At 49.3% G+C, this 25,528-nt stretch carries 28 protein-coding genes and 1 tRNA gene; 21 read left to right on the top strand and 8 right to left on the bottom strand.

Annotation, left to right across the window (positions count from 1 at the left end):
* The first annotated feature begins 88 nt into the window (after window positions 1-88).
* The 4 genes from larE to rlmB are packed head-to-tail and all read left to right on the top strand — an operon-like array spanning window position 89 to window position 3,179.
* Entirely contained in the window at window positions 89-913 is an 825-nt protein-coding gene (gene larE / locus WC490_03715; GenBank protein MFA5097716.1) for an ATP-dependent sacrificial sulfur transferase LarE, read from the top strand.
* Window positions 898-1,116 carry a NifU family protein gene (locus WC490_03710; protein ID MFA5097715.1) on the top strand — a complete coding sequence of 73 codons (219 nt, stop codon included), beginning with the start codon at window positions 898-900 and terminating at the stop codon, window positions 1,114-1,116. The genes larE and WC490_03710 overlap by 16 nt, the downstream gene beginning before the upstream one ends.
* A gap of 34 nt (window positions 1,117-1,150) precedes the next feature.
* A complete protein-coding gene (locus WC490_03705) occupies window positions 1,151-2,434 on the top strand; it encodes an aminotransferase class III-fold pyridoxal phosphate-dependent enzyme (GenBank protein ID MFA5097714.1) in 1,284 nt (427 codons plus the stop codon).
* Window positions 2,435-2,438: 4 nt separating this feature from the next.
* A complete protein-coding gene (rlmB, locus tag WC490_03700; GenBank protein MFA5097713.1) occupies window positions 2,439-3,179 on the top strand; it encodes a 23S rRNA (guanosine(2251)-2'-O)-methyltransferase RlmB in 741 nt (246 codons plus the stop codon).
* Window positions 3,180-3,183: 4 nt separating this feature from the next.
* On the opposite strand, the gene WC490_03695 is transcribed toward rlmB, so the two are convergent.
* The gene (locus tag WC490_03695; protein MFA5097712.1) at window positions 3,184-3,441 is read right to left on the bottom strand and encodes a SemiSWEET family transporter; all 258 of its coding nucleotides are present in this window, start codon (window positions 3,439-3,441) and stop codon (window positions 3,184-3,186) included.
* Window positions 3,442-3,586: 145 nt separating this feature from the next.
* Between WC490_03695 and WC490_03690 the strand changes: the two genes are divergently transcribed.
* From WC490_03690 to WC490_03640, 11 genes are all read left to right on the top strand, one after another.
* Window positions 3,587-3,669: transfer RNA gene (locus WC490_03690), tRNA-Tyr, on the top strand.
* A gap of 252 nt (window positions 3,670-3,921) precedes the next feature.
* Entirely contained in the window at window positions 3,922-4,641 is a 720-nt protein-coding gene (gene pyrH / locus WC490_03685; protein ID MFA5097711.1) for a UMP kinase, read from the top strand.
* Window positions 4,641-5,198, top strand: a complete 558-nt coding sequence (gene frr / locus WC490_03680; GenBank protein ID MFA5097710.1) for a ribosome recycling factor — start codon at window positions 4,641-4,643, stop codon at window positions 5,196-5,198. The genes pyrH and frr overlap by 1 nt, the downstream gene beginning before the upstream one ends.
* A gap of 4 nt (window positions 5,199-5,202) precedes the next feature.
* Window positions 5,203-5,367 carry a 4Fe-4S binding protein gene (locus tag WC490_03675; protein MFA5097709.1) on the top strand — a complete coding sequence of 55 codons (165 nt, stop codon included), beginning with the start codon at window positions 5,203-5,205 and terminating at the stop codon, window positions 5,365-5,367.
* Between the two features lie 3 nt (window positions 5,368-5,370).
* Window positions 5,371-6,114: an isoprenyl transferase gene (locus WC490_03670; GenBank protein ID MFA5097708.1), complete on the top strand. Its 744-nt coding sequence runs from the start codon at window positions 5,371-5,373 to the stop codon at window positions 6,112-6,114.
* Between the two features lie 20 nt (window positions 6,115-6,134).
* Window positions 6,135-6,953 carry a phosphatidate cytidylyltransferase gene (locus tag WC490_03665; protein ID MFA5097707.1) on the top strand — a complete coding sequence of 273 codons (819 nt, stop codon included), beginning with the start codon at window positions 6,135-6,137 and terminating at the stop codon, window positions 6,951-6,953.
* A 3-nt stretch (window positions 6,954-6,956) separates the two neighbouring features.
* Complete coding sequence (gene nadC / locus WC490_03660) at window positions 6,957-7,796, top strand: carboxylating nicotinate-nucleotide diphosphorylase (protein MFA5097706.1); 840 nt, start codon at window positions 6,957-6,959, stop codon at window positions 7,794-7,796.
* A 1-nt stretch (window position 7,797) separates the two neighbouring features.
* Window positions 7,798-8,877, top strand: coding sequence for a redox-regulated ATPase YchF (gene ychF / locus WC490_03655; GenBank protein MFA5097705.1), 1,080 nt, complete (start codon window positions 7,798-7,800; stop codon window positions 8,875-8,877).
* Window positions 8,878-8,910: 33 nt separating this feature from the next.
* Window positions 8,911-10,131 carry a homocysteine biosynthesis protein gene (locus WC490_03650; protein MFA5097704.1) on the top strand — a complete coding sequence of 407 codons (1,221 nt, stop codon included), beginning with the start codon at window positions 8,911-8,913 and terminating at the stop codon, window positions 10,129-10,131.
* A 1-nt stretch (window position 10,132) separates the two neighbouring features.
* Window positions 10,133-10,543, top strand: coding sequence for an NIL domain-containing protein (locus WC490_03645; protein ID MFA5097703.1), 411 nt, complete (start codon window positions 10,133-10,135; stop codon window positions 10,541-10,543).
* 32 nt (window positions 10,544-10,575) lie between these two features.
* A complete protein-coding gene (locus tag WC490_03640; GenBank protein ID MFA5097702.1) occupies window positions 10,576-12,351 on the top strand; it encodes a phosphoenolpyruvate carboxykinase (GTP) in 1,776 nt (591 codons plus the stop codon).
* Here the strand turns inward: WC490_03640 and typA are convergent.
* Complete coding sequence (gene typA, locus WC490_03635; protein ID MFA5097701.1) at window positions 12,348-14,150, bottom strand: translational GTPase TypA; 1,803 nt, start codon at window positions 14,148-14,150, stop codon at window positions 12,348-12,350. The two genes, WC490_03640 and typA, sit on opposite strands and share 4 nt — an antisense overlap.
* A 33-nt stretch (window positions 14,151-14,183) precedes the next feature.
* Here typA and WC490_03630 point away from each other — a divergent pair, with 33 nt between their 5' ends.
* Complete coding sequence (locus tag WC490_03630) at window positions 14,184-15,365, top strand: hypothetical protein (GenBank protein ID MFA5097700.1); 1,182 nt, start codon at window positions 14,184-14,186, stop codon at window positions 15,363-15,365.
* Between the two features lie 5 nt (window positions 15,366-15,370).
* Here WC490_03630 and WC490_03625 read toward each other — a convergent pair whose 3' ends face one another.
* From WC490_03625 to gpmI, 3 genes are all read right to left on the bottom strand, one after another.
* Window positions 15,371-16,789 carry a hypothetical protein gene (locus WC490_03625; GenBank protein MFA5097699.1) on the bottom strand — a complete coding sequence of 473 codons (1,419 nt, stop codon included), beginning with the start codon at window positions 16,787-16,789 and terminating at the stop codon, window positions 15,371-15,373.
* A 77-nt stretch (window positions 16,790-16,866) separates the two neighbouring features.
* Window positions 16,867-18,276 carry a hypothetical protein gene (locus tag WC490_03620; GenBank protein ID MFA5097698.1) on the bottom strand — a complete coding sequence of 470 codons (1,410 nt, stop codon included), beginning with the start codon at window positions 18,274-18,276 and terminating at the stop codon, window positions 16,867-16,869.
* A gap of 57 nt (window positions 18,277-18,333) precedes the next feature.
* Window positions 18,334-19,974 (bottom strand): 2,3-bisphosphoglycerate-independent phosphoglycerate mutase, encoded by a 1,641-nt coding sequence (gpmI, locus tag WC490_03615; protein MFA5097697.1) that lies wholly within the window; start codon window positions 19,972-19,974, stop codon window positions 18,334-18,336.
* A 73-nt stretch (window positions 19,975-20,047) separates the two neighbouring features.
* Between gpmI and WC490_03610 the strand changes: the two genes are divergently transcribed.
* Genes WC490_03610 through nadA form a run of 5 tightly spaced genes read left to right on the top strand, consistent with a single transcriptional unit; the run spans window position 20,048 to window position 24,084 of the window.
* Complete coding sequence (locus WC490_03610; protein ID MFA5097696.1) at window positions 20,048-20,437, top strand: Rrf2 family transcriptional regulator; 390 nt, start codon at window positions 20,048-20,050, stop codon at window positions 20,435-20,437.
* On the top strand, window positions 20,438-21,595 hold the full coding sequence (gene nifS, locus WC490_03605) for a cysteine desulfurase NifS (protein MFA5097695.1): 1,158 nt from the start codon (window positions 20,438-20,440) through the stop codon (window positions 21,593-21,595).
* Between the two features lie 59 nt (window positions 21,596-21,654).
* Window positions 21,655-22,077: a Fe-S cluster assembly scaffold protein NifU gene (nifU, locus tag WC490_03600; protein ID MFA5097694.1), complete on the top strand. Its 423-nt coding sequence runs from the start codon at window positions 21,655-21,657 to the stop codon at window positions 22,075-22,077.
* Window positions 22,058-23,167, top strand: coding sequence for a tRNA 2-thiouridine(34) synthase MnmA (mnmA, locus tag WC490_03595; GenBank protein MFA5097693.1), 1,110 nt, complete (start codon window positions 22,058-22,060; stop codon window positions 23,165-23,167). The genes nifU and mnmA overlap by 20 nt, the downstream gene beginning before the upstream one ends.
* On the top strand, window positions 23,164-24,084 hold the full coding sequence (gene nadA, locus WC490_03590; protein MFA5097692.1) for a quinolinate synthase NadA: 921 nt from the start codon (window positions 23,164-23,166) through the stop codon (window positions 24,082-24,084). The genes mnmA and nadA overlap by 4 nt, the downstream gene beginning before the upstream one ends.
* On the opposite strand, the gene WC490_03585 is transcribed toward nadA, so the two are convergent.
* The 3 genes from WC490_03585 to WC490_03575 all read right to left on the bottom strand — a co-directional run.
* Window positions 24,081-24,422, bottom strand: a complete 342-nt coding sequence (locus WC490_03585; GenBank protein MFA5097691.1) for a VanZ family protein — start codon at window positions 24,420-24,422, stop codon at window positions 24,081-24,083. The two genes, nadA and WC490_03585, sit on opposite strands and share 4 nt — an antisense overlap.
* Window positions 24,423-24,456: 34 nt before the next feature.
* Entirely contained in the window at window positions 24,457-24,954 is a 498-nt protein-coding gene (locus WC490_03580; protein ID MFA5097690.1) for a GerMN domain-containing protein, read from the bottom strand.
* Window positions 24,951-25,528 (bottom strand): DNA gyrase C-terminal beta-propeller domain-containing protein (locus WC490_03575; GenBank protein MFA5097689.1); only part of this gene is annotated, 578 nt, incomplete at its 5' end. The genes WC490_03580 and WC490_03575, both read right to left, overlap by 4 nt.

Below are 25,528 nucleotides of genomic sequence, written 5' to 3'. Positions count from 1 at the left end.
TCGGCTCCTTATGGGCTCAACCTCGGAGCCGACCTGCCCGCCATGCTTTGGCAGGTGGTCCTATTAAGGTCGGGTCACATTTATAAAAATGAACAAACTTCTTGCACTAAAAAAGACCCTTAAGAAGATGGGGCCTTCTCTGATCGCCTTTTCCGGAGGAGTGGACAGCTCGTTCCTTTGCGCGGTAGCAAAAGAGGTCCTTGGGGACAATGTTATTGCGGTGACCGCTGTATCAGAAACCTACCCAAAAAGCGAGCTCAAAGACGCCAAAAAGCTCGCAAAACTTCTGAAGATAAGACATAAGATCATCAAGACAAAGGAATTCGATGATAAAAAGTTCATATCAAACCCTCCGCAAAGGTGCTATTTCTGCAAAAAGGAACTGTTTGAACAGTTAAAGGCGGTCGCAAAGGAACAGGGGGTCAAAACCGTTCTTGATGCATCAAACTATGATGATCTGAAGGATTTTAGGCCTGGTTCAAGGGCAAAAAAAGAATTGGGGGTCCGCAGTCCTCTGCAGGAATCAAAGATGACAAAGGCCGACATCAGAAAATTCAGCAGGCAATTGAACCTTACGACCTGGAACAAGCCCGCCTGCGCGTGTTTGGCATCAAGGATACCGTATGGGGAAAAATTATCCAAAGAGAAATTGCGCAGGATCGAGGAAGCGGAGAAAATATTGAAGAGAATAATATGGGCAAACGGCCGTTTGCCCATACGCGTTCGCGCACACAACAATATCGCCCGCATAGAGATAGATCCCTCTCAAATTCAAAGGATTTTCAAAGGTGATATAATGAGTAAAATAGCCCGAAAATTGAAGGATTTGGGGTTTGCATATGTTACATTGGATTTGCAAGGATTCAGGTCGGGAAGCATGAACGAAGGGATAAAAAAATGGAAGAAAAAATAAAGGCTTCGTTGGACAAGGTCCGCCCGTCGCTGCAAGGCGATGGAGGCGATGTTGAATTTGTTTCGTATAAAGACGGCATCGTAGAAGTCAGGTTGACGGGAGCCTGCGGGGGTTGCCCGATGGCGACGATGACATTAAAAAATGTTGTTGAGCAGATGATAAAAGAGGATGTCCCGGAAGTGACCGGGGTCGAATCGGTGTGATGTAGGTGCGCGGCGTGACGCGCACAGGAAACAAATGGATAAACAAAAATTAATCTCGCGGTACAAAGAGGTCGTTTCCCCTGTCCTTGGCCATTACAATGACCTGGTTATAACACAAGGAAAGGGACCTTATCTATTTGCCCATGACGGCAAAAAGGTCCTTGATTTTTCCTGCGGCATAGCAGTAACAGCGCTGGGGCACTGCCATCCGAAGGTGGTTTCGGCCATAAAAGAGCAGGCCAAAAACCTAATGCATATCTGCATAGGCGTTGCATACTACGAAAAATATGTGCAGCTGGCCGAAAAGATAAAGGAGATCACTCCGGACGGTCTTGATATGTGCTTTTTCTGCCAGGACGGCTCCGGTGCAGTTGAGGCTGCCATTAAGCTTGCAAAATACACTTCTAAAAAACAGGGAATAATCTCTTTTTCAGGCAGCTTCCACGGACGGACCTTTGCGGCAATGACGGTCACTAACTCCAAGGAAAAATATAAAAAGGGGTATGAGCCTTTGATGGCCAATGTCTTTGAGGCCCCCTACCCTTACTGCTACCGGTGCAAAGATGAGAACGGCCGTCCTCAGGATCCGAAGGGTTGTTCAAAACACTGCCTCAAAGCAGTTGAAAATATTATAGTGAATGAGGGCGCGGATAAGGTTGCCGCAATGATAATCGAGCCGATACTTGGAGAGGGGGGATATGTTGTTCCTCCCGATTGGTATCTGAAAGAGCTCTCGCGCATCTGCAAAGAGAACGGGATACTTCTAATATTTGACGAAGTCCAAAGCGGCTTTGGCCGGACGGGAAAGATGTTCGCCTGCCAGTCTTTGGGAGTAACTCCCGACATTATGGTAATGGCAAAAGCAATTGCGAACGGGCTCCCGCTTGGCGGGATAATCGCGCGAAAAGAACTGATGCAGTCATGGACTGTCAGTGCTCACGGTGGCACGTTCGGAGGAAATCCGGTCTGCTGCGCGGCTTCACTTGCCACGATCGCAGTGATAGAGAGCGGAAAACTTGCCGAGAAGGCCGAAAAAACCGGCAAGTATCTTGTTAAAAAGCTGAAAGCTCTTCAAAAAACGAATAAAGAGATCGGAGATGTGAGGGGGATGGGATTGATGGTCGGCGTTGAATTCATAAAAGAGAACGGGGATCCGGACCCGGAAAAGACAAAAAAAGTCATCTCGGCCTGTCTTGAGAACGGGCTTCTTTTGATCAGCTGCGGCAGCCACGACCAGGTCATACGGTTCATCCCGCCATTAACGATCAAGAAAGCCCAGATAGACGAGGCTCTGGCAATATTCGAAAAGGCCCTTTAGTAAAATGCAGGAAGTCATCTGCGGCAAAAACCCCGTAAAAGAAGCGTTAAAGGCCAAGAGGCCCATTAACAAGATCTTTATAGGCAAATATAAGGGCAAGGACGCGGCCATCGACAGAATTATCGAGCTGGCAAAGTCTGCCGGTATCCCTTACAGCTGGGCGGACAATTACACCCTTCAAAAATACGCCAAGTTCAATCAGGGGGTAGTGGCAATAGCATCGGCAAAAGGCTACAGCGACTTTTGGGAATTTCTCGAGGACGCGAAGTCCAAAAACGAGCCCCCTTTTATCCTGATACTGGACAGCCTTGAAGACCCCCAGAATTTTGGCGCCATAATAAGGACGGCGGATGCCTCAGGGGTCCACGGGATAATAATCCCCAAGAACAGAGCGGTGGGAGTAACCACCACCATCAGCAAGACCTCGGCCGGGGCCATAGAACATGTTAAAGTTGCGCGCGTGGCCAATCTGAGCTCTACCATAAACGAACTGAAGGAGAACGGGCTCTGGATAGTGGGGATAGACGCCCTTGGCGGCTGTAAATTAAGCGAGGTTGATTACACCATGCCGCTGGCCATCGTGATCGGAGGAGAAAATAAAGGCATAACGCCTCTGGTGCGCTCCAGGTGCGATTATATGGTCAGGATCCCGATGCGAGGAAAGATCCCTTCCTTGAACGCCTCTGTTGCCGCCGCGCTTATCATGTATGAGGCCTACAGAAAGAGAAAACCGGGGAAGTTCTGAGAGGTCATGCCTGCCTGTATACGACTTTCATTATCATCAAAATTATAACCGTCGAGCATGTAAAAATATTGGCGAGCACTATTATGGTATCCCCCAGTGAAAATCCGTAGATCGCCCAGCAGAATGTCCCGGCTGCCGTAAAAATAAGCGTCATCAGCGACACATCTTTTACATGCCCGGTTTTAAATCCTTTGATTATTTGAGGAACAAATCCCGTGGAGGTCAGCAGAGCCGCCAAAAGCGCGATTATTTTTATCAGCATACGCAGATTATAGCATGAGAGTGTGTTTGATATGCCGGCCCGTTTTTGGTAAGATTAGTCTTGTGGCTTAGTGTGAGTTTGAGTGTGAGTCTTTAGTCTTGAGCGCTCAGTACTCAAGACTCAAACTATCGCTCAAGACTGTAGCGGAGAGGTGGCCGAGCGGCTAATGGCAACAGACTGTAAATCTGTCGACGCAAGTCTTCGGAGGTTCGAATCCTCCCCTCTCCAGAACTCGCAAAGCTGTTCTGTAATTATAACTATCTTCCTCAATTTTCCGAGTTGTCCTTGTTCTCGTCCTTTCATCTGCTCGTAGGACAAGGACCAGGACGAGGAATTCCAAATATCCCATGAAAAATAAAGTTCGACTTTTACCTTTCTTATCCAAAGGACAATCCTAACGGCTTTTCGTTCGAGCCATGGCACTGGCGGTGGGCCTGCTAGTTTGACACTCTCTCTCATTCTTTGTTATAATTCCCTAAAATAATGAAGCTGAAATATAAACGGGTCCTCCTCAAGTTGAGCGGCGAATTTATCGGCGGAAAGCAAAGATACGGCATAGACCACGATGTTTTGACCTCGCTGGCCGAGGAAATTAAAGGGATAAAAAAACACAAGGTCGAACTTGCTATTGTTGTGGGGGGAGGGAACATATTCAGGGGCGTCCCTGCCAGTCAGGGCGGTATGGACCGCTCGACCGGGGACTATATGGGAATGCTTGCCACCGTCATTAACGCTCTTGCCATTCAGGACGCGCTGGAAAAAGCCGGCCTGTTCTGCAGGGTGCTGTCTGCAATAGAGATGTTCGCCATTGCGGAGCCATATATCAGACGAAGGGCGATCCGCCATATGGAAAAAGGAAGGGTCGTTGTTTTTGCCGGAGGCACCGGAAATCCCTATTTCACCACAGACACCACAGCAGCACTAAGGGCTGCCGAGATAAATGCCGACCTGGTGCTAAAAGCCACAAAAGTTGACGGGATATACACGGAAGACCCGGTAAAGAACTCCAAGGCGCGCAGGTACAAAAAGGTCAAATACCTGCAGATACTCAACAAAAGGCTTAAGGTCATGGATTCTACCGCGGTCTCGCTTTGCATGGACAATGAGATCCCCATCATAGTCCTTGACCTTACAAAACGCGGAAATATAGAAAGGGCCCTTTCCGGAAAACCGGCGGGGACACTGGTGGTCAAAGAATAATGGCGGCTGAAATACTGAAAAAAGCGGACGACAGGATGAAAAAGACCATAGAGGCTTTCAGAAAAGAGCTCTCTTCTATCAGGACCGGCAGGGCTTCTGCGGCCCTTGTGGAAAATATACTTGTTGAGTATTACGGCACACAAACCCCTATAAAGCAGCTGGCCAATCTGTCCACCCCGGACCCAAAACAGATCGCGATACAGCCTTACGATAAGGGTTCGGTGGCAGAGATAGATAAAGCGCTGCAGAAGGCCGACCTTGGAGCAATGCCAAAGGTTGACGGGGGCATCATAAGGATAATACTTCCCCCGCTGACGGAAGAAAGAAGAAGGGACCTGGTAAAACTGATAAAAAAGCATTCGGAAGATTCCAAGATCTCCATAAGGAACATCAGGCGGGACGCGATAGAAGAGGCCAAGGCAAAAAAAGCAAAGAAGGAACTGACGGAGGACCAGGAAAAACATATTGAGACCGAGATACAAAAGACGGTCGAAAGGCATTCCCAGGAGATCGACCGGCTGGTTGTCTCAAAAGAAAAGGAAGTAATGGAGGTTTGATATCATGCATAAGATCTCTTCCGACTGCACAGGCTGCGGCGCCTGCGTAGAGGTCTGCACTTACAAGGCCATCCACCCCCAGGGAGATGTCTATGTAATAGGCCCTGAGTGCACCGACTGCGAGGAATGCGTTGAGGCCTGCCCTGTTGACGCCATAAGTGAAGAATAATTGATGATACAGCGGCTCATAAAACGCCTTTTCGGCCCCGGTATTAAGCCCAAAACTCTTCCCAATTTGCCTGGGCATATTGCCATCATCATGGACGGGAACGGCCGCTGGGCGCAAAAAAGAGGGCTGCCCAGGATAGCGGGCCACAGGGTCGGGCTGGAGTCTATCAGGTCAGCAATAAAGACCTGCGCTTGTCTTGGCATAAAATATCTGACCGTCTACGCGTTCTCTACAGAGAACTGGTCAAGGCCCAAGGAAGAGGTCTCCTTTTTAATGAACCTGGTACTGGAATCCCTCGACAGAGAGATCGAAGAGCTTTCGGCAAAGGGCGTTAGGATAAGGTTTTTAGGCAGGATATCTGAGATGGACGCCAAGATCAGGGAAAAGGTACATGCGGCGATGAAAAAGACCGGGAAGAATGATGGCCTGTGCCTTCAGATAATGCTCAATTACGGCGGCAGGGCCGAGATAACAGATGCGATAAACCGTCTTATCAGCGAAAAGCAGCCCCTGCAAAAGGTTAGCGAAACCGATATCGGCAGCCATCTGTATACGGATGGCGTCCCGGACCCCGACCTTCTGATCAGGACCGGAGGGGACCTAAGGGTTAGCAATTTTATGCTGTGGCAGATAGCCTACAGCGAGATCTATGTTACAAAAACCCTTTGGCCCGATTTTAGAGAAAAGGAAATGCAAAAAGCTCTTGAGGACTATTCCTCAAGGAGCCGCAGGTTCGGCGGCCTGTAAATAATAAGCGGGAGGTAGTTATGCTTCAAAGGATCTTGACTGTCTTGATAGGCGTTCCGATCGTTGTTTTTTGCACTTATTTTGGTGGCCTGTGGTTCTTTTTTATGGTAACCTCCCTTGCCGTGATCTCCCTGAACGAATTCTTCAATTTGATGCGCTCCAAGGGACTGAGTCCTTATTACACTCTGGGGAACCTGTTCACGCTGTTCTTCATCGTGTTCATTCAGCTGACGCTTAAGCATCCCTCCTGGGAATCCGCTTTTTCCGTTATTTTGACCGCTTCCATAATCTCGATCTTCTGCGCGGCTATCTTCATCAGAAGGACCGCTATGGCCTCTGTTAACATCGCGATAACCCTGCTCGGCACACTCTATGTGGGGTGGCTTTTCAGTTATCTTGTCCTTCTTAGGGACCTCACGCCGCACGGGGCCTGTCTTTTCTTTCTTCTTCTCACTGTCTGGGCCGGAGATACTGCATCATATTTTATAGGCGGAAGGTTTGGAGTTAAACAACTGAGCCCTTATATAAGCCCCAAAAAGACCGTTGTCGGTTCTGCGGCCGGCTTTACCTTTGCTCTGGCAGGCGCCTATATTTTTGGGGTGCTTGCAGAAGGGATGCTTGTCCCTGTAAACTGGGCGCATTATCTTATTCTGGGCTCCCTGATAGGTGTTTTTTCACAGCTGAGCGACCTTTCCGAATCGCTCATAAAAAGGGACGCTGGCGCCAAGGATTCGAGCCGGCTTGTCCCGGGGCACGGGGGGATTCTCGACAGAATGGACAGCTTTATATTTACTGCTCCCATAGTTTATTACTATTTGACCTGGTTCATCCTAAAATAGCATATGGACCGCAAAAAACTGGTAAGACTGGCACTTAAGGAAGACCTTGGGAAAGGCGACATCACTTCAGCATCGGTAATTGCTCCGGGATCAAAATGCCTGGCCAAGATCATCAGTAAGGATTACGGCATTCTTTCCGGTCTCAACATTGCCAAGGAAGTGTTCGAACAGCTGGACAGGTCCATTCGCTTTATCCCGAGGATGAAGAACGGGCATAAGTTAACAAAAGGGGCTCTGATAGCCGAAGTGAGCGGGCCGGCGTCGAAGGTCCTTTCCGGAGAAAGGCTCGCGCTGAATTTTCTGCAAAGGCTGTCGGGGATAGCCACCCTTTCCGCCCTTTACAAAAAAGAACTTAAAGGCACTAAGGCCGTGCTTCTTGACACCAGAAAAACCACACCGCTTTTGAGGGAGCTGGAAAAAGAGGCTGTTGCTGTGGGCGGCGGTACAAACCACAGGATGGGGCTTTACGATTCTATCCTTATAAAGGACAACCATTTGCCCTTTATTAAAGACCTAAAATCAGCGGTTGCAAAGGCAAAAAAATTCGGCAAGGTGGAAATAGAAGCAAAAAACCTGTCGGAAGTTAAGAGCTGTCTGTCCTCGGGAGCGGACAGGATACTGCTGGACAATATGGTCCCTCCAATGCTTAAAAGAGCGGTAAAAATAGTAAGGGAATGGGACAAAAAGAACAAAAGGGCTGTAAAGACCGAGGCTTCCGGCGGCATCACTCTTAAGAATATCCGTTCAGTCGCAAAGACCGGAGTTGATTTTATTTCGGCAGGAGCTCTGACACACTCCCCAAGATCGCTTGACATCTGCTTAAAGATCTCAAAGAGGCGGTAAAGTGGGCTTTAAACTCGGTATAATTGGCCTTCCCAATGTGGGGAAATCGACCGTTTTTAACGCTTTATCAGGAGCAAAAGCGGATGTTTCAAATTATCCTTTTACCACTATAGACCCCAATATAGGGATAGTTGAGGTCCCCGATAAAAGGACCGGGACTATCGCCCGGATCGTCGGCTCTTTAAAGGCTGTCGGAACGATAATCGAGTTCGTGGATATTGCCGGGCTTGTAAAAGGCGCCAGCCGCGGAGAAGGGCTGGGAAATAAATTCCTCTCTAATATCAGGGAAGTGGACGCAGTGGTCCATGTCGTTCGGGTGTTCACAGACGGCAGCATCGCCCATGTTGACGGCAGCCTTGACAGCGTAAGGGATATAGAAATAATAGATGCCGAGCTTCTGCTGGCTGACCTTGCCTCCGTAGAAAAAAGGACCTCGGCGGTCCGTACATCGGCCAAAAGCCGGGACAAAAAAGTCCTTGAAGAGCTGTCGGCACTAGAGAAGCTGGGGGATGGCCTTTCAAAGGGGATCCCCGCAAGAAGCTTGTCGTTGAGGGAAGATGAGCTCGAAGCCGTAAAAGGCCTTTCCCTTCTGACCTCTAAGCCACGGCTGCTCCTTGCCAACTGCGACGAAACTCTGCCGAGAAACAACGCTCTGGATGCCTACAGCGAAAAAACCGGCTGCCGCCTTATATACATGTGCGCAAAATTAGAGGCGGATGTAAAAGAGCTTTCTTTGGAAGATGCAAAGCAGTACCTTGAAGCCGCTGGGCAAAAAGAGCCCGCCCTGCCCTGTTTTATAAGCGCCTGCTACAGGCTTCTTGACCTGATCACTTTTTTTACCGCCAACGAGAAAGAGGCCAGGGCCTGGACGGTCAAAAAGGGCGCCAAAGCGCCCGCTGCCGCGGCAAAAGTGCACTCTGACATGGAGAAAGGTTTTATCAGCGCCGAGGTGATCTCTTTTGAAGACCTTGAAAGGGCCTCTTCGCTGTCAAAGGCAAGAGAGTTGGGCCTTTTGCGGCTCGAGGGGAAAAATTATGAGGTAAGGGACGGCGATATTTTGCATATCAGATTCCAGCCATAAAGTGCTATTATTATACTATTGGAGGGATGAGGCGTGGCAAAACAGCTGAGAACATACGAGGAAATAAACGAAAAGATAAAAAAAGGCCAGGCTGTAGTGGTCTCGGCGGATGAACTGATCGATCTTGTTGAAAAAGAGGGCGCGGAAAAGGCCGCTCAAAAAGTGGATGTGGTAACAACGGCGACCTTCGGCCCGATGTGCTCTTCCGGCGTATTTTTGAATGTGGGCCATACAAAACCTAAGATCAAGATACATAAGGCCACACTTAACGGCGTCAGCGCCTATGCAGGGCTTGCCGCGGTAGACCTATATCTTGGCGCCACCGAGATCCCGGAGGACGACCCTGCTAACAAAGTCTACCCGGGGGAGTTCAAATACGGCGGAGGACATGTTATAGAGGACCTGCTCAGGGGAAAAGACATTAAGTTCGAAGCATCCGGCTATGGCACGGACTGCTACCCCAGAAAAAAGGTTTCCACCCTGCTCAACATAAAAGACCTTAACGAGGCTTTCCTGTTCAATCCCAGGAACGCTTATCAGAACTACAATGTTGGGGTGAACCTTTCGGACAGGACCATATACACTTATATGGGCGTCCTGAGGCCTAATCTTGCCAATGCCAATTACTGTAGCGCGGGACAATTAAGCCCTCTGCTCAAGGATCCATATTTTAGGACCATAGGGATCGGGACCAGGATATTTTTAGGCGGAGGCACGGGCTATGTGGCCTGGAACGGTACACAGCACAGCCCCTGCCCTCCCAGGACCGAAAAAGGCGTGCCAAAAAGGGGCGGTGGCACTCTTTCCCTGATAGGCGATCTGAAACAGATGAGCGCCGATTGGATAAAAGGCGCCAGTTTTCTTGGCTACGGGGTTTCCATGTATGTTGGAATAGGCGTCCCCATCCCGGTGCTTGATGAGGACATCTTAAGGTGGGCTGCGGTCAAGGACAGCGAGATTCTTGCCCCCGTGGTGGATTATTCTGAAGTATACCCGGCCGCAAAGCCTGATGTCATCGGAGAGGTGTCTTATGCCGAGCTTAAAAGCGGGAAGATAAAAGTGCGAGGCAGAGAAATAGCCGCTGCCTCCTTATCAAGTTATTCCAAAGCGGCCGAGATCTCCCAAATACTCAAATCCTGGATACAAAAAGGACGGTTCACCCTTGGCAAACCGGTAGAGCCCCTTCCGGGAGAAAGCTCCGGAATAAAATTCAAGGCCCTCAACGAGAGGCCTTTTAGGAACGGGGACAAATAAAATGGATTTGACAAAAAGAATAGTGCTGACCTTTCCGCGGGAACAGGTCAACAAGCCGATAGTATACAGGCTTATAAAGGATTTTGATCTGGTCTTTAATATACTTGATGCTGATATCACGCCGGAAGAAGAAGGCCTCATGACCCTTGAAGTTTCCGGGAAACAGGACCTTATCAACAAAGGGCTGGCTTTCTTAAAAGAGAACGGCGTAAGCGTAAAACCGCTCAAGACAGAGATAAGGTGGGAGGAGAACAGGTGCACGCATTGCGGCGCCTGTGTGACCATATGCCCGGCCGGCGCCATAACAATTGACCGCGTCATGATGAAAGTGTCCTTTGACAAGGAAAAATGCATCTCCTGCGAACTCTGCGTCAAGCCTTGTCCCGTAAGGGCGTTTGAGGTAATATTGTAGTTATAGGTGCGCAAGAGTGCGCCCGTTATCATATGAAGCACAAAAAACTCCAGGCCTGGATAAAACAGATGGCTGCCATGTGCTCTCCGGACAAGATAGTCTGGATTGACGGCGGCGAAGAAGAAAAAGCCCGGCTCGAAGCCGAGGCTTTTAAGACCGGGGAACTGCTTATGCTTGACCAGGAAAAGCTTCCGGGCTGCGTCTATCACAGGACGGCAGTTAACGATGTGGCCAGGACAGAACATCTTACTTATATCTGCACAAAAACCAGAGGCGAGGCCGGCCCCAACAATAACTGGATGGCGCCTAAAAAGGCCTATAAAAAAGCTTCCGAAATATTCAAAGGCTCAATGAAAGGCCGTACCATGTATGTGATACCTTTCAGCATGGGTCCGGTCGGTTCGGAGTTTTCCAAGATAGGGGTGGAGATAACAGACAGTATCTATGTTGTCCTTAACATGAGGATAATGACAAGAATAGGCAAGAAGGTGCTCGAGAAACTCGGCGCCAGAGGGAGTTTTACTAAGTGTCTTCACAGCAAGGCCGATCTGAATATCGACCGCAGGCTGATACTTCACTTTCCACAGGACAATACCATCTGGAGCGTTGGCTCAGGTTATGGCGGCAATGTTTTGCTGGGCAAAAAATGTCTCTCTCTTAGGATCGGCAGCTATCTTGCCCAAAAAGAAGGCTGGATGGCCGAGCATATGCTGATAATGGGAGTAGAATCTCCGGACGGTTATATTACCTATATTGCCGCCGCTTTCCCCAGCGCCTGCGGAAAGACCAATCTGGCCATGCTTGTTCCTCCCGAGGGACTGCGCTGCAAAGGGTACAGGATCTGGACCGTGGGAGATGATATAGCCTGGATGAGAATTGATTCCGACGGCACTCTCTGGGCAGTGAACCCGGAAGCCGGATTTTTTGGGGTTGCCCCGGGAACCAACACAAAAACAAATCCCAATGCGATGGCAACTATAAGGAAGAATACTATTTTCACAAATGTTCTTCTTAAGCCGGATCTCACGGTCTGGTGGGAGGACGGGGACCCTCCGGTGCCCGACGAAGGCATCAACTGGGAAGGAAAGACCTGGAAACCCGGGATGACGGACGGGAACGGAAAGAAAGTGTTCGGGGCTCATCCTAACGCAAGATTCACGGTGCCGGCAAGCCAGTGTCCGTCCATAACCAACCGGCTTGAGCAGCATCACGGGGTCCCGATCTCTGCCATAGTGTTCGGGGGAAGAAGGGCCCGGGTAGCGCCGCTTGTGTATGAGGCCTTTCACTGGCAGCACGGTGTTTATGTTGGGGCGACCATGGCATCAGAGCGCACAGCGGCACAGTACGGCAAGCAGGGGGAGGTAAGGCGCGACCCCATGGCTATGCTTCCGTTTTGCGGATACAACATGGACAAATATTTTTCCCACTGGCTGAAAATGGGAAAGAAAATGGTATCCAGCCCCAAGATCTTCCATGTGAACTGGTTCAGACAGGATGAGAACGGCGATTTTATGTGGCCCGGTTTCGGCGAAAATCTGCGGGTGCTTGAGTGGATAATCGACAGGTGCAGACAAAAAGTAAAAGCAGTGGAATCTCCTATAGGTTATCTCCCGGACCCAGAAGATATTGACCTTACCGGACTGGATATTTCGCTGGAAAAGATGAAAAAGCTTCTTTCCATAGACAAGAGCGAATGGGCTGTCGAGTTGGAAAGCCAGAAGGAATTCCTCAGATCGTTTGGAAGAGGCCTGCCTAAAGAATTGTGGAGAGAACACGAGGGGCTCAAAAAGAGGCTTGCCAAAGCTTAATCCTTCTTGCCTCTTTTTCTTTCGTTCTCTTTCAGAAGTTTTTTCCTAAGCCTGATGCTTGCCGGGGTTATCTCCACCAGCTCATCATTGTTGATAAATTCCAGCGCCTGCTCCAGCGTCAGTTTGATCGGAGGGGTCAGTTTTACAAGATCGTCGGAACCCGCCGCTCTCATATTGGTCAGTTTCTTTTCTTTGCAGGGATTTACCGACATGTCCTGAGACCTCGAGTTCTCCCCGATTATCATTCCTTCGTATACATTTACCCCGGCTCCGATAAAAAGCCTTCCTCTGTCCTGCAGGTTGTCCAGGGCATAGGCAACGGAACGCCCGTTCTCTCCGGATATCAGGACCCCATTCTGCCTGCGGGATATCTCTCCCTTAAATCGTTCGTACCGAAAAAAGGCGTGGTTCAGTATCCCCTCTCCTTTTGTATCCATAATAAATTCGGCCCTGAACCCCAGCAGTCCCCTTGTTGGGACAAGATAGGTCATGGTCGTCACCGAATTCCTGACGTTCATGTCCTGCATTTCGCCTTTTCTCTTCCCGAGCTTTTCTATTACAACCCCCGCAAATTCTTCGGGAACGCTTATGACCGCCTGCTCTATAGGCTCCATTTTTTCGCCGTGAACAGTCTTAAAGATGACTTCCGGCTGGGAAACCGCTATCTCATAGCCTTCTCTCCTCATCTGCTCCAGAAGGATGGAAAGGTGCAGCTCTCCCCTTCCGGACACCTTAAAGCCGTCGGCTCCTCCGATATCTTCTACCTTAAGTCCGACATTTGTCTGAAGCTCCCTCTCCAGCCTTTCCTTTAGGTGTCTGGTCGTGACATATTTGCCTTCTTTTCCCGAAAAGGGAGAATCATTGACCAAAAACTCCATGGTAAGGGTGGGCTCGTCTATTTGCAGCAGAGGAAGAGGCCTTGGGTCCTCGATATTGCAGATGGTTTCCCCAATGGTTATTTCCGGGATACCGGCAACCGCAACAATATCCCCGCATTCCGCGCTTTCCACCTCAACTTCGTGCAATCCCTCAAAGACGGAGATCTTGGTTATTTTCGCATTCTCAAGAGAGCCGTTCCTTCTGCTGACGGCTATGTTCGCGGCTTTTTCAAGTTTGCCGCTGCTTATCCTGCCTATGGCGACCCTGCCAAGGTACTCGTTATAGGAAAGATTGGCCACCTGGAGCTGGAGGGGGCTTTGGCTTTTGTCCGGATAAGGTTTTATGTGCTTTAGAATGGTCTCGAACAGGGGCGTAAGGTCTTTATTGTCATCTTCCAGACCATACTTGGCCACGCCCAGCTTCGAGATCGTATACACCACCGGAAAATCGAGCTGCTCATCAGTTGCGTCGAGCTTGACGAACAGATCAAAGATCATGTCCATGACCTTATTTGCCCTCTGACCTTTTTTGTCTATCTTGTTTATGACAACTATCGGCTTTAATCCGAGCTTAAGCGATTTTGAAAGGACGAATTTGGTCTGTGGCATCGGGCCTTCTTTTGCATCTACCAGCAAAAGCACGCTGTCCACCATTTTAAGTACTCGTTCGACCTCGGAGCCAAAGTCAGCATGTCCCGGTGTGTCCACAATGTTTATCTTGTGGTCTTTGTATCTGATAGAGCAGTTCTTGGAAAAGATGGTTATGCCTCTTTCCCTCTCAAGGTCATTGCTGTCCATGACCAACTCCGGAACTTCTTCCCTTTCGGAAAAAGCTCCGCCCTGGCGAAGGATGTGATCGGTAAGGGTGGTTTTCCCATGGTCAACATGCGCAATTATTGCTATATTGATTATTCTTGTCATATATTTTATTATATCAGGAGAGGAGAGCCAAAAATGAGGTTAAAAGCCGTTCTTTTATGTCTGGGGCTCATGCTGGCACTGTCCGCATCTTCTTTTGCTTATTACGGGACCAGGCCTATGGGAATGGGAGGGGCTTTTACCGCAATAGCCGATGACGCCAACGCGGCTTACTGGAACCCTGCGGGCTTTGCTCTTAATCCGGGGGTCGATGTGACCGGCTCCACCCGCCTAACCAACCGCAACCAGATAATGGGCGATAACATGGCCGCTGCCAAGTTCTGCTACGAAGCCGAAATGAACTCTCCTTTTGATTGGATCTTCGGAGTGGGGTTTTTGTCGGCTATGGCCATTGATACAGCGCAGTATCTGGGAGACCAGGGCATCCTAAAAAAGAACTGGGGAAGGGATGTGCCCAAGACAAGCCGCCAGGATTCCATGGCCTCACAGGTAAAAGCCGGCGGGGACAGTACCGACCACTCAAGAAATCCTATTAAAACGGCCGTTCCCAAACCTGGAGCGCAGAAAAAGACCAGCCTGTTCGGCCCGATACAAAACCTTACTTTTAACTTTGCTCCGCAACGGACCACCTACTGGGACAACAGATGGGGATATTCAGACTATTCTCCGAGGAACAAGGCCCAGTTTGCCGGAGGCATAACCTGGCTAAACGACACCAATTTCCCACTGGACGAACAGCGCAACTGGTATATGCTGTCCCTGGCTTCTGCCTGGGAAGAAAGGGTCGCGGTAGGAGGAAGCGTCAATCTTTATGATCTTAAGGTGCTGAGCACAGGAGTGAAAGGGTTTGGCGCCGGCATTGATCTTGGAGCGATTGCAAAACCTCTTCCCAATGTAGCGGTGGGCCTTGCGGTAAAAGAGATCCTTACTACGGACATCAACTGGCAGAACGGGGTACGAACCAGATATCCCATGTTGGTCAATGGGGGGATAGCTATAGATCCTATAGAGGAATTGACACTGGCTGCTGATGTTCAGAACATCTTTTCGCAAAGCGCTGCGGCCGGGGAAAAGCAGACGCTTCACTATGGTGCCGAGTTCCGACCGGTTAGGGGTCTTGCCTTAAGAGCCGGCCTTTTTGACGGCAATAAGACGGCGGGGGCATCTATCGGCCTTGGAAATCTTATAGCCGATTACGCCTATTTGGGCGGGGTATTCAACAAAACTCAAATGCTTGGCGTGACCTGGAAATTCTAGGCCTTTCAGTCCAGCATACGGGCTCTTTCGTAATTCTCCGGGCTAATGAGTCCTGTGGCAGGGTCACTCATGATCCCTATCCTATAATATATCTCGCTTCTTTCTCCAAAAGGCATTCCCGCGGATTTTTCGGAAGTTAATCCGGGAAGACCGCTCCTAATTGCGGCTTCGTGACCAACAAGTATAAAAGTATTCCTGATAAGGACCGGGTCCGAAGATGCTGCTTCGACCCAGTTTTGGAGGTATTTGTTCACATCCATTCCGCTTATCGGCAGCCTTTCTCTGGCAGACACCGTTACCCTTACCATGTCCGACTCTTCAGCGGGGTTCCTGTTGGGCATCCAGGATGCCGCGTCAAAACCGTATTCATCAAACAGAATTTCCAGAAAAGGCTCAAAATACGGGTCTTCCCCTCCCCCTGCAGATTTAAGCAGTATCGCATATGTAAGCAGGCTGTTCTCCTTTATCCCTGCCAGAGCCTCCAAGGGCGGGCATTCTTCTATTGAGGGCATTATGAACCCTAAAGCTCCGGAAGAAAGCAGATTGGCGCGCATAATATCAATGACCGTTGAAAAGACCGCATATTCCCTGTCCCGGTCATCAGCAATGCTCCTGGGCTTGTCCAGCTTTTTCCTGTCTATGGGCCTATCCGATACATCCTCGACAAAGCTCAGCATCCTGTCTATCCTACCGTCAAAAGAGGCCCGGGGACCGAACGCATCATACAGAACATCAAAGGCTTCCCCAAGCACATGCTTGTCAAGGACATTGGAACGCAAAGACGCGCTTTCTCTTATCCTTTCAAAATTAAGCGGGCCGGCTCCTTTTGGCACAAAGGCACTGTTTATGAGCTCCGTTGTCCTCTCATATCTTTCCAGTTTTGCGTGGGCTGCCTCCATAAGAAAAGGAACGGCTGTTCTTGTTTCTCCGTGGAAAACGTTGTACACCATCCCGGGAAATCCGGGAGCATTTATTATCCCACCCGAAAGGTCCTGGCCGTTGATCACCAGGGGTTCTCTTATCCACGCCCTGATCTCGAATCCGCAGGTGCATGGGAGAGAAAAAGCCCGGCAGGCATACTGGAATTCTCTCGTGCCATTCATCGTATAGTGGTCGACCTTTCCTGTTACAACCTCGCCGTTCAGCTTGGATATAAAAGCTGAAGCGGCCGGGAACACCCGGAAGCCTTTCATGCTCCAGGAATCCGGACCGTGATAGTGGTTCCCCATGGTTTGCACTGAGGGAGCGGGTCCGAACTCTCCCCGGGCCAGGGCATCTCTGGCCTGAGCTACCGCACTGATCCTTTCCCAGTGGCTATCTCTCATCATCCTTTCAAGGTAAGGCCGCGCAGCCCTGTAACTGTCCGGGTTGGGGAAAAAGCCTCTGGCCAGCCGCACATGATCAAGCCCGGATTGGAACGGCATTATGTTTCTCCTCTGATAAGATTGTTACAGGGATACATCGGTGATTTATTTGCCGGATTTCAAACATAAAAGGCTCTTTATCTTTTTTCTATAAAAATGTGATAAAGCCCTCCATCCGGCACACTGTAAGAAGCAAAAGCGATGTTGTGGGCCGCCTTTTGGGCTGCCGGCAGACAAAAGCCCGCGGCACAGAGGGCCGATACAATGTCTTGGCTTGAAAGCCAGTATCTGTCTTTGGCTAGAGAGCTCAGAATGCCTATTACATGTGAATGCAGCTTTTCTTCTCTGCTGCCGGTATCCTGGGCGCTGCCGCAGAGCTCCTGCGCCAGGCCGCTTATATGGGGATAACCTTCAAGCTCATCAAGTTTTGGCAGCATGGCCTTTACGGCTTCCTCGTTCTCTTTCAAAAATACGTTAGACAAGAACCTTAAGCCGTAATTCCTGCTAAGATAGTGCGCCTGGGGCTCCGCAGTAACAACAAAGCAGTTTTCGTCCAGATCACAAAACAGGAACGGATAATTCACCAGAACCGTAGGCTGTCCCGTTATCGTTCTCACTATGCTTGACCGATAGTCGATTATGAACTGCGGGTCGAAGAATCCGTAGTCAAAGAAGTCAATACAGCCTCCCGGCTTCAAGATGCGAAGCGCTTCTTCAAGATTAATTTTCGCTCCCCAATTCAGGGGGAACGCGATCTCTTCCCAGTCTTTATATGCATCGCGGATGAATTCAAAAGCCGGATGTTCGCCGATGCTGCCTATCTTTGCGGGAGCAGCTTGATGAGTTATTGCATTAAGAAAGGACGGGTCCAGGTCAATTAAGCCTTCGAGACCTTTCGGCCATCGCTTAATAATGAACTCATGCGGACCAACAGGAGTTCCATACAGCGTCTCTATAGGATATTCAGGATCAAGCAATAGGCGGCCCATGAGCATATAATAATGCCGGCCCATTTTGACAATGAATTCGGAACCCGGAAGGTCGTCGTAGAGTTCGTTGAATCTAATATAGTCGGCGCTTTCTGATGCAAAAGGCAGCCGCTTTGCCGCATCAAAAAGCACTTGCAGTGCAAAAGGGTTCCTTTCAAGGTCGGTGCTTAGAACCTCCCGAGAAAAATCTCCCGCTATAATAGATGTCCTCGAAAGATGATCGGCTCCAAGGGACCGATCTTTTGCGGCCAATAGCTCCCAAAAATGCCTGTGGGCGCCGGCATAACCTATCCCCCAAAAATGGGCCGTTATTCCCTCCTGGCCCAAAAAGGGGCCATCCGGACCCGATATCCTCTGGTAAAACCTTCCGGCATCAGCAGAGATCGTTAGGAGATCTCTCGAATCCGTTGTTTCGAAAGGCAGAGCATTTCTCGGCAAACCGTAAAACACCTTGTTCCTCACATCGAGGATCTCTCCTAACGGGCGATAGCCTGTCCCGCTAAGGAGCATGTGGGGCTTGTTGTTGTGGGCAACAATATCTATTATTCCTGCTGTCATATCAGTCTACAAAGGTGTTTCGAAAAATCCGCCGCACAATTTCAGGCCGGGGAATATCTAACCGTTAGAAATAAGAGAAGATGCCTTCATATCCTGCGGTTTCTTTAGACCCATCAGTTCTGTGACAGTGGGGCCTATGTCGGGAATGATGCCTTTATCCTTAAGATTCAGCCCAGCGGCAAGCCCTACTGCCCAGAAAGGCACTTTGTTCAAAGAATGCTGGGTGCTGACTATGTCTTCTTTTTTTGAATGGAAGGCCATTTCGTCCGCGTTGCCGTGATCTGCGGTGATTATGAAAACGCCGCCCTTTGAGGTCCATGCGGGAACAAGCTTTTCGAGGCATTTTGAAACATGCCCTATTGCTTCTGTGGCCGCATCAAGATTTCCTGTGTGCCCGACCATATCCCCGTTCTGAAAATTATGGACAACAAGTGAATACTCGCCGCTTTCTATCGCTTTAAGGGAATAATCCGTTTCGAGGTAACAGGTCATTTCCGGGACCCAGTCATAATGCTTGCCCTCCTGGGTCCTTTCTTTTAGCGTCAGGTCCTGTGCCAGATGCCGGTCCTCTCCGGGGAAAGGTTCAGCCCTTCTGCCGGAGAACCAGGCGGTAACATGGGCAAATTTTTCGGGCCCGGCAAGCCGCAGCTGCTTCAAGCCGGCTTTTGATACGACCTCCCCCACTGTATCCGGGATCTCTTTTTCCGGAAAAGCTGTCAGGCAGTGCAGCCCCGGGTAATATTCTGTCATGGCGACAAAGGTTATGCCGTTAATGATCTTTTGCAGCTCCAGTATTTCCTTAAAGAGCGCCGGTTGAATGGGTTTTGTCCCCTTTTTGTAATTGAAAAATTTTTCGTCCTTTTCGCAGAACGCCGTTGTCAGCTGAATGGTGCGGTCCTGGCGAAAATTAAAGTATATTACGGAATCCTCGGGCTTCATTCCCTGATAGTTGGCGATTATCGTCGGTCTTATGAATTCATCCGTATCCCCTCTTTTGTACGATTCCTCTATCGCCTGTCTTGCGTTTTGCGCTTTGTGCTCACCTATCCCAAGCGCTACCGCTTTCAGAGCTTTAAGCGTTTTGTCCCAGGCAGTATCCCTGTCCATTGCAAGTTCCCGCCCCATGACAGTTGCTATTTGCACAATTTTTTCAAGGCCGAGTTCGTTTATTTTGTCCTCAAACATTTTAAGATAGATCTCGCCGGCGGCCTTTGGGTTCGTATCCCTGCCGTCAGTGAACAAATGTATAAAGCATCTTGTCAGGGAGTTCTTCTTTATCAGCTCAAGGAGCGCAAAAAGATGTTTTATGCTTCCGTGGACCGTGCCTCCGTGACCCTGCAATATTCCCATAAGATGGATAGCGGAATAATTATTTTTGGCTTTTTCTACAGCTTTAAGAAGGGCTTCGTTCTTGAAAAAGCTTCCGTCCTCGATTGCAACATTGATCCGTTCAATTGACTGATAAACAACCCTTCCCGCTCCCATGTTAAGATGGTTGACCTCGGAATTCCCCATCGTTCCCGCGGGAAGGCCTACAGCAAGACCTGAACACTCAAGTTTTGCATATGGCTTTTTGAAAAGGTCCGCTATAAAAGGAGCTTTGCCAAGTTTGATGGCGCGGTAAATCGCATTTGAATCGTCTTCTTTGCCGATGGCAAAGCCGTCAAGGATGCAGAGATAGACTTTTTTGTTTTCCACGAAGCCATTATACCTTATGGCCGAGGGCCTCATCATACTTGACAAATTTGCTCAAGTATACTATCATGTATTCATGAAGCTGACAACAAAGGGAGAATATGCGGTCAGGACTCTCATATACCTGTTGCACAATTCGGCGGCCGGTCCGGTGCAGATAAGGAATATATCCGTAAATGAAGGCATATCAAAGAATTATATTGAACAGATTTTCATGGGCCTGCGCAAAGGTGGCATATTGAAGAGCTTGAGGGGCCCGTCCGGTGGCTATGTTTTTGCCAGAAGCCCAAAAAAAATATCTATCGGGGATATTATCAGATGTGTTGAAGGCCCTGTCCATTTGGCACTTTGCTCATCGGGAAAGCCCTGCTCCCGCATGTCCGGCTGCAGGTCTTACCCGGTCTGGAAGAAGATCAATAAAAAGATAGAGGCCGTGCTTGATTCGGTCAAATTGGGGGATCTGTAAATGAGACAAATATATCTTGATTACGCTGCAACCACCCCTGCCCATCCAGATGTTGTTGCGGCAATGAAGCCTTATTACAGTGAGATATTCGGCAACCCGTCATCCATTCATTCATTCGGCCAGGAAGCCAAGGGGGCCGTAGAGGCCGCTCGTGAAAGGGTTGCTGAATTAATAAAGGCCGATACCGGCGAGGTCGTTTTTACCTCCGGAGGTACAGAATCCGACAATTTTGCCGTAAAGGGTGTTGCCTTCGCAAACGAAAGTAAAGGCGATCACATAATAACCACAGCTATAGAGCATCATGCCGTCGAAGCCCCTTGTGAATTCTTAAAGAAAAGAGGTTTTGGAGTAACAATCCTTCCCGTAGACGGGGAAGGCCTGGTCTCTTGCGAGGATGTCAGAAAAGCTATCACGCCTAAGACTATTCTGATATCTGTCATGCACGCGAACAATGAAATAGGAACTATACAGCCTATTGAAGAGATCGGAAGGATCGCAAAAGAAAAAAACATTTATTTTCACACCGACGCTGTCCAGACCGCAGGGGCCCTTCCCATTGATGTGAATAAATTGAATGTTGACCTGCTTTCCATGTCAGCGCACAAATTGTACGGGCCAAAAGGTGTTGGCGCCCTGTACATTAGAAAAGGCACAAAAATGGTCCCGTTCATGCACGGAGGCGGCCAGGAAAAGAACCGCAGAGGTTCAACAGAGAATGTCCCAGGGATAGTCGGCTTTGGAAAAGCCGCGGAGCTGGCCGTAGCTGAAATGCCGCAAAGGACTGCTCATCTTATACCTTTGAGGGACAAATTGATCAAAGGGCTTTCAAAGATAGACCATATCTATTTTAACGGGCACCCGGAAAAGAGACTACCTAACAATGTCAGTTTTTGTTTTGAATATGTCGAGGGCGAATCTATGCTGCTTAATCTTGACATGGAAGGCATCGCCGCCTCAACAGGCTCGGCCTGTTCTTCGGCTACGCTTGAGCCCTCACACGTCCTTTTAGCGATTGGACGTCCGCATGAGATAGCACATGGGTCTATTAGGTTCACATTGGGGAGATTAACAACGGCAGAAGATATCGATTATGTATTGGATGTGTTCCCGAAAATTGTTGCAAAATTACGAAAAATGTCCCCGTTGTACAAGGGGTAATTGTTGTAGGGGCGCGTCGCGACGCGCCCTCTGGGAAACAAATCGAAAGGAGAAACGCAATGCCGAATTATTCCGAAAAAGTGATGGACCATTTTAAGAACCCGAGAAATGTCGGAGTAATTGAGAGTGCTGATGGAATAGGACATGTGGGGAACCCCGTCTGCGGGGATATAATGGAGCTTTATATAAAAGTAAAGGACAACATCATACAGGACGCTAAGTTCAAGACCTTTGGCTGCGGGGCGGCGATCGCTACAAGCTCTATAATGACCGAACTAGTAAAGGGAAAGTCGATCGAGGAGGCCTTAAACATTTCAAATAAAGCAGTGGTAGACGCCCTTGGCGGCCTTCCTCCGGTAAAACTTCATTGCTCCGTACTTGCCGAAGAAGCTTTCAAGTCGGCCGTGGACGATTATCTTAAGAAAACCACAGGAAAGGGCCTTCCGGGTTTTAAGCCACATGATGACCACCCGCCGGCGTAAAAAAGTCCTTGCCGCAATGAGCGGCGGGGTGGATTCCTCCGTAGCGGCTGCTCTGCTAAAAAAGAAGGGTTATGACGTTATAGGCATAACCATGCAGATCTGGCCCCTTAGATCCCGAGCGGAGTCGAGGGGCTCGGGTCTAGCCCCTAATTTTGGCGGTTGCTGCGGGATATCTGCCGTTGAAGACGCGAAAAAAGTGGCGAAATCATTGAAGATCCCTCACTATGTCCTGAATTTCAGGGAAGAATTCAAAAAAGAGGTTGTCGATGACTTTATATCCGAGTACCGCCGCGGCAGGACGCCTAACCCCTGTGTTATCTGCAATCAAAAAATTAAATTCGACCTGCTGATCAACAAAGCTGACGAACTGGGCGCGGATCATGTGGCAACAGGGCATTACGCTTCGATCGTAAAGAACGGAAAAAGCTTTGAGCTGAAAAAAGGCTCTGACAAGAAAAAGGATCAGTCCTACTTTCTGTATTCGATGGGAAAGGAAGCGCTGCCAAGAGTGCTCTTCCCTGTTGGGGATACAACCAAGACAAAGACCCGGCAGATCGCAAAACAGCTCGGCCTTTCCATACATGACAAGAAGGACAGCCAGGAAATTTGCTTTATTGAAGATAATAACTACGGACGCTTTTTGTCCGATAATATCCCCGGGGCCATTTCCCCCGGGCCAATTTACAATACCGAAGGCGTTCGCGTTGGGATGCACAAAGGTATCATATTTTACACGATCGGACAGCGAAAGGGTCTGGGGGTACAGTTCGGAAAACCCTGCTATGTTCTGCATATCGACCCGGACTCTAATTCCATAGTTGTGGGCGAAGAAAAATATCTGATGGGGAAAGAACTGATCGCTGATAATGTAAAATGGCTGTCTATCCCCGCTCCAAAAGACGATCTGCAGGTAAAAGCAAAGATCAGATACAATAGCGAAGAAACCGAGGCAAAAGTGGTTCCTCTGCCAAACAATGAATGCCGGGTTGTCTTCAAGTCTCCGGTAAAAGCCATTACTCCCGGCCAGTCGGTCGTATTCTATAAGAACAATGTTGTTCTTGGCGGGGCTATAATAAAGGAAAGAAAATGATATCCAAGATCCTGGACCTTAAGAAAAAAAAGAATGCGGTTATCCTTGCGCACAACTACCAGCTCCCCGAGGTACAGGACATTGCGGATTTTGTGGGCGATTCTCTTGGATTGAGCATTGAAGCATCAAAGACAAAAGCGGATATCATAGTATTTTGCGGGGTTCATTTTATGGCAGAGACCGCCAAGCTTCTTAACCCGCTAAAAAAAGTGCTGATGCCTGAACCGCTTGCCGGCTGTCCTATGGCCAATATGGCAGATGCAGCGGCCCTTAAGGCTGCGGCGCTGAAACATCCAAAAGCAAAGATAGTCTGCTACATAAATTCGACCGCAAAAGTAAAGGCGCTGTCCGATATCTGCTGCACCTCCGGAAATGCGGTCGAAGTAGTGCGTTCGCTGGGGAATGAAGAGGTCCTTTTTGTCCCGGACCAGTATCTCGGCAGCTGGGTAAAGGAAAAACTGGGGACAAAGATGGTGCTCTGGCCAGGGTTTTGCAATATACATGTGAAGATACTTCCCGAACACATAAATGAGGCCAAAAGGAGTCACCCCGAAGCGCTTGTAATGTGCCATCCCGAATGCACTCCTGCCGTCAGAGCGCTTGCGGATGTAGTTGCCAGCACATCAAAGATGATCGAGTATCCTGGGGATTCAGTAAGGGCAAACGTCCGTTTGCCCTTACAATATATCGTCGGAACGGAAGTCGGGATCCTGCATCAGTTGAAGAAAAATTACCCCGGACTAAGTTTCTACCCCGCCTACGAGAACTCTATCTGCCCCAATATGAAGCTGACAACGCTTGAAAAGGTGCTCTGGTGCCTTGAGGAAGAAAACGGGGAGATAAAGGTGGATCCAGGGACAGCAGAAAAAGCCGTTGTTTGCATAAGAAAGATGCTCGATCTCGGCTCAAAAGCCTAGGGCTTCTCACTTTCGGCCCTCTTTTTGAAATAGTATACCGCCCCAACCGCCAGGCAGGCTGCCGCCAGATTTGTAAAAGGATCGATGAGCGAGGCTCCCCTGCCCTGCACAAAAGCCTGATGAAGCTCGTCCGTCAGGCCATAGACATATGTCAGCATCACCGTATAAGCGGCCTTCCATTTGAAAGGGATCTCCGCGGTATTTGCCATGGCATAGTAAATAAGACTGGCAAGGACAAAGTACTCTACTATGTGGGTGAACTTTATGTCCAGCAGCTGCGGGGCAAGTCTTGCCGCCTGGGGAGGCGGCGCCGAGGACAGATAAAATATTAGCGCCATGTAAAGGACTGCCGGCATCCAGTACAAAGCTCTGCTAATTGCCCTGGACATCCCTTTTTGAAAGCGGTTTTTCAATTACAAATCCCTCGCTGCCAAGAGCAGGACCTTCTTTCCCGGAGATCAAAAGCTTGACGCTGTCTATCCCTTTTATGTCGCTAAAGGTTAACACTATCTGTGAAAGAAGCGCCTGGACCCTGGCGGTCCCGCCGCCATACTGGCCCAGTTCTTTGGAAAAATCTATTGTAATGACCCCTCCTTCATTTAACACTACTTTCCCCCTGGTCCCGGACGGTATCTCCGTAAAAAAGCCTTCCGCCTTTTCCTGCGCGCTGGGCCCCTTCAAGAGGCTTTCAAGCGCCTGCTCTTCGGGGAGTTTGTCTGCGGGAAGCGCCCGTTCAACAGGAAGTATCTGCCCGTTCTTAGGAAAAAACACCGATATCTTCCCCGGCTGCTCTTCTTTTCTGTCGGCTGCCCAAAAGCCCAGCAGAATTATCGCCGTTATCAGCAAAAGGAAGTAAATGAGTTTTCTCATTTCTTCTGCGCTCCTTTATTTTTTCCTGCCTTTTTTTTCTCTTTTTGTTTTTGTTCTTTTGTTTTGTCGCCTTTTTCCTGAATTTCGGCTTTTTGTTCTTCTATATCCTCCTGCTTTATGACCCTTGCCACATCAACCACCTTATCCTTTTCGTCCAGCCTTTGGACCCTTACTCCGCTAGCGCCCCTCCCCTGGCAGGAGATTGCATCCGTTTTCTGGCGGCTTAAGGTCCCGCTCTTTGTCATTATCAATATCTCGTCCCCGGGCTTAACAATAAGTAGCCTTGTAACTGCATCCTCTTTGCGCAGTTTTATCAGTTTGATGCCTTTGCCTCCCCTTTTCTGGGTCCTGAAGTGTTTTTCGAGGCATCTTTTCCCGAACCCGTTCTCTGTAATGGCAAGAAGGCTTGAGTTCTCCTCGATGTCCCCCATTGACACCACGCTGTCGCCCTTTGAAAGGTTCATGCCCCTTACTCCGGCGGCGGAGCGGCCCATCGGCCTAACATCCTTTTCTTTGAACCTGATAGCCTTACCCTGAATGGTGGCAAGCACTATCTGACTGGAACCCTCGGTCT

It is taken from the genome of Candidatus Margulisiibacteriota bacterium (assembly GCA_041650635.1).
Classification (GTDB): Bacteria; Margulisbacteria; WOR-1; order JAKLHX01; family JBAZKV01; genus JBAZKV01.
The sequence above is the reverse complement of the archived record's forward strand: the minus strand, read 5'-3'. Positions and strand labels throughout refer to the sequence as shown.